The sequence below is a fragment of the Vibrio sp. 2130-1 genome (assembly GCF_033339515.1).
In genome coordinates this window covers 1-536 of record NZ_JAWOUT010000660.1, presented here as the reverse complement: position 1 = coordinate 536, position 536 = coordinate 1, and the positions used below count along the sequence as shown (strand labels likewise).

Annotated in this window: 1 protein-coding gene; it reads left to right on the top strand. The window is 45.7% G+C overall.

Going from position 1 to position 536, the window contains the following annotated elements:
* On the top strand, nt 1-536 hold a 536-nt coding region (gene vdeR, locus R7Q09_RS27990), incomplete at both ends, for an efflux transporter transcriptional repressor VdeR (RefSeq protein WP_318144186.1).

Here is a 536-nt window from a genome sequence, read left to right as displayed (position 1 = left end):
AGGCGGGTGTATCACATAGTTTGATTCGTCATCACTTCGGCAGCAAAGAGAAAATCTGGCAAGCAGTGAGTGACGCGATGGATGAGTTCCTGCAAAATTATATGGCAGGCCTAATCAACGAAATGCCTGAGAACACCCCATCAAATCGCAAAATTTACCTGTTTATGGTTCGCATGTTGGCGTTTGCACTCGTGAACCCTCATCCGGTGCAAATGATTGCGGACTCAATCCGACAAGATGATAACGCGCTGTTTGACTACTTCTTAAAGTCAAAAGACGAGTTTGCCGAGATTTTCACGAGCATTTTCGCGCAGTACAACAGTGAGTTCCCAGAAGCACAATTCGATCAGTGGGAATCAAAATGGCAGATGTTGATCTTTGCACACGGCGCAGTCAGCCTTGCTCCAATGATGCAAGAAACATGGCCAGATATCGCAGACAATCGTGAACAACTGCTGATCAAACACTGGGAATTGTTTAATACGATCATGGCGACGCAATTCAGAATCGCGAAAGAAGATATGATCCACCCTAGC